General features: G+C 39.5%; 3 protein-coding genes. All 3 read left to right on the top strand.

Annotated elements, in window-relative coordinates; all coding sequences use genetic code 11:
- The coding region (locus ACESK1_RS12995; RefSeq protein WP_372920601.1) for an ImmA/IrrE family metallo-endopeptidase at nt 1-539 on the top strand (539 nt) is incomplete at its 5' end.
- A gap of 296 nt (nt 540-835) precedes the next feature.
- Nucleotides 836-1,189 (top strand): hypothetical protein, encoded by a 354-nt coding sequence (locus ACESK1_RS12990; protein WP_372920600.1) that lies wholly within the window; start codon nt 836-838, stop codon nt 1,187-1,189.
- A 69-nt stretch (nt 1,190-1,258) separates the two neighbouring features.
- On the top strand, nt 1,259-2,443 hold the full coding sequence (locus tag ACESK1_RS12985) for a TolC family protein (protein WP_372920599.1): 1,185 nt from the start codon (nt 1,259-1,261) through the stop codon (nt 2,441-2,443).
- Nucleotides 2,444-2,556: the final 113 nt, after the last annotated feature.

The following is a 2,556-nucleotide window of genomic DNA, read 5'->3' as shown; positions in this document are numbered from 1 at the left end:
GCAGTATTATAGAACCAGACCCAAACAGTTCAAGGACTGTTTACCTGGTTACACTTCAAGATGTATTTTTTCCATTTCTGGAAGTTTCGGAGGGCCGCAATTGGACTATGAAATCAGTTCGGACCGGCGGATTATCATTTCCAACTTACTCCTATTGCAATACCTTACCGGATGCCATGCGAGGCATAATTAGTATAACAAATTTAAGTCGTCCAGATCGACTAAGGAGCACCGTGGCCCATGAAATTGGACATAAACTTATAAACGTGAGTCATGAGTATAAGTCAACAGATCCAGGGCATGAGGTGTATGCAGATAGCGGTTTGATGTTGTATGGCGATGGGGAAGACATTCCTTCAGGAAAGGAAGGAAGATGGCATCTTGAAAGGCTACATCTCTCTCCTTTTCTCTATCGCATTCAAGATGGAATAAAGGTATGGAATGATGACTACCAGGAAGGCGGTCATTATTACGATCCTATCTATGGGAGTAAGGTGATAAAATTTGGTGGTAAGGCAGAAATAGATGAAAATTGGTAGAATTATCCTTTGGATTGAAAAAGAACCAAATATCTTCTTTATAATGGTGGATGGTGGTACGTAGCGCAAGAGCCGTCTCGTTGCTTTGAGGATTATCTATTTTCAATTTAAAACGGAATATTAAAAACTGCCACTAGTCTTAGCCTATCATGCTATTTATCTTCCAAGCCTAATATAGAGGTAGAAAAACAGTTAGTTTTTTATATATTTGAACGGTGCAGGTAAAAAATCAAATAAAAGCTTTTTTTCTATTGGGATTATTTTCCCTGATGCTTTTACATCAAATAATACCCCACTTGCATCATGATCACGCCGGGACGCACGAACATGCTTCATTAGACCATACTCATTCCCAGGATCACGATCATGAAAAGCAATCTAAAACTGCGCAGGATCTTTTTTCTATTCTGCTGGGCATGCATACCCATGGAGGAAGTAATTCTGAAGTTCCGGTTGTTAAAATTTCCATTGAGCAGATCGCTCCAAAAAAGTTAGAGGCTGAAAAGCAATTATTTCAGCTTTACGCAAACCAAACTGTATTCTTTGAAGAAAACCTGGTTGATTTATTCGAAAATTACCAGCCTCCATCAAGATATTTTAATCCTTATTTATCACAATTATCCCTTCGGGGGCCTCCCTACTTAGTTTAATTTTAGTCAGTTTTTTGTCTATAGACATCAGACAGACCTCAGTATAAAGATTAAACTAAAATCACACTTATGTACAGATATTTTGTTTCCGCTGTCTGCGGGATCTTTATCTCTATCAGTTCATTTGCCCAGGAAACCGGGCCGGATGTTATTCTGAAGGAGATAAGTGAGAATAACAGACAGCTTAAAGCATATCAGTCTTTTATTGCCAGTCAGAATTTAACTAACAGGACCGAGAATAACCTGCAGGATCCACAGGTTTCAGCCTTTTATCTTCCGTTTGGCGAGCACGAGACCGATGATTATTATGAGTACCAGATCTCCCAGCGATTTGAATTTCCAACGGTATATGGAGCCCGTGGAAAAAGGATTGCTGAACAAAAGGATTTGTTGGAACTGGAATACAAAAGCTTGCGCCAGGAGGTTCTTTTGGAAGCTAAACTACAACTATTGGAGCTGCAAAACCTGCAGCAACGACAGGAAATTGAGAAAGAAAGAGTAGCACAGGCAAAACAAGTCTACGATCAGATTCAGCGTTTATATGATGCCGAACAAATCGGGATTCTGGAGCTAAACAAGGCCAGAATTGCCTGGTTGCAGCAACAGTTTGAAATAGACCAAATAGAAATCAGCATCAGAAATACGCTGATGGAACTTCAGCAACTGAATGGAGGAAACCCTATTCAGGAGGAGCAGATCCGGTTTTTTGATGATTCTGAAATAGCAGATTTGCAGATGCTATGGGAAGAAAAACTTTCCGGCGATGCAGAAATTCAGATGCTCAATTCTCAGCAAGCTGTCGCAGAGCAACAGCTTAAACTGGAGAAGAATAAAATTCTTCCTGATCTCACTATTGGTTACAATTACCAGGGCGTAAATTCCAGTAATTATTCCGGGTTTCTTGGTGGACTTTCCATTCCACTTTGGAACAGCAACAATAAAGTAAAGGCAGCCAAAGCTAATCTGGGGTACACTCAGGACAATACCAGCGCTAAAACTGCCGAATTTTACACGAGATTTCAGGAGAACTATCAGCAATACCAGTTACTAAAGAGGAAATACGAGGAATACAGGGAAACATTCGAAGATTTAAAATCGGAGGAACTTTTGTTTAAAGCCTATAAACTTGGAGAATTCTCATTTCTGGATTATTACCGGGAGGTAGAATTCTACCGTGAAGCCTATAACAATATGCTGGAAATGCAGAAAGAGCTTTTTCAGTTAAAAGCAGCACTTTTAAAACATCAGTTATAAATAAAAAACAAACATTATGAATTTCAAGAACTTATTTTTCGCAGCAATATTAGTATTCAGTTTTTCCGCTTGCAGAGAGACAGCAAATGAAGACCACGGTAACGAACACGAGG

It is taken from the genome of Salegentibacter sp. (genome assembly GCF_041642575.1).
In the GTDB taxonomy this organism is placed as follows: Bacteria; Bacteroidota; Bacteroidia; order Flavobacteriales; family Flavobacteriaceae; genus Salegentibacter.
Note: the sequence above shows the minus strand (reverse complement) of the source record. Positions and strands in the feature narration are given on the sequence as shown.

What these genes read in the sequence shown, in the direction of transcription:
- ACESK1_RS12985 (WP_372920599.1), top strand. Translation starts at nt 1,259, where the DNA reads ATGTACAGATATTTTGTTTCCGCTGTCTGCGGGATCTTTATCTCTATC.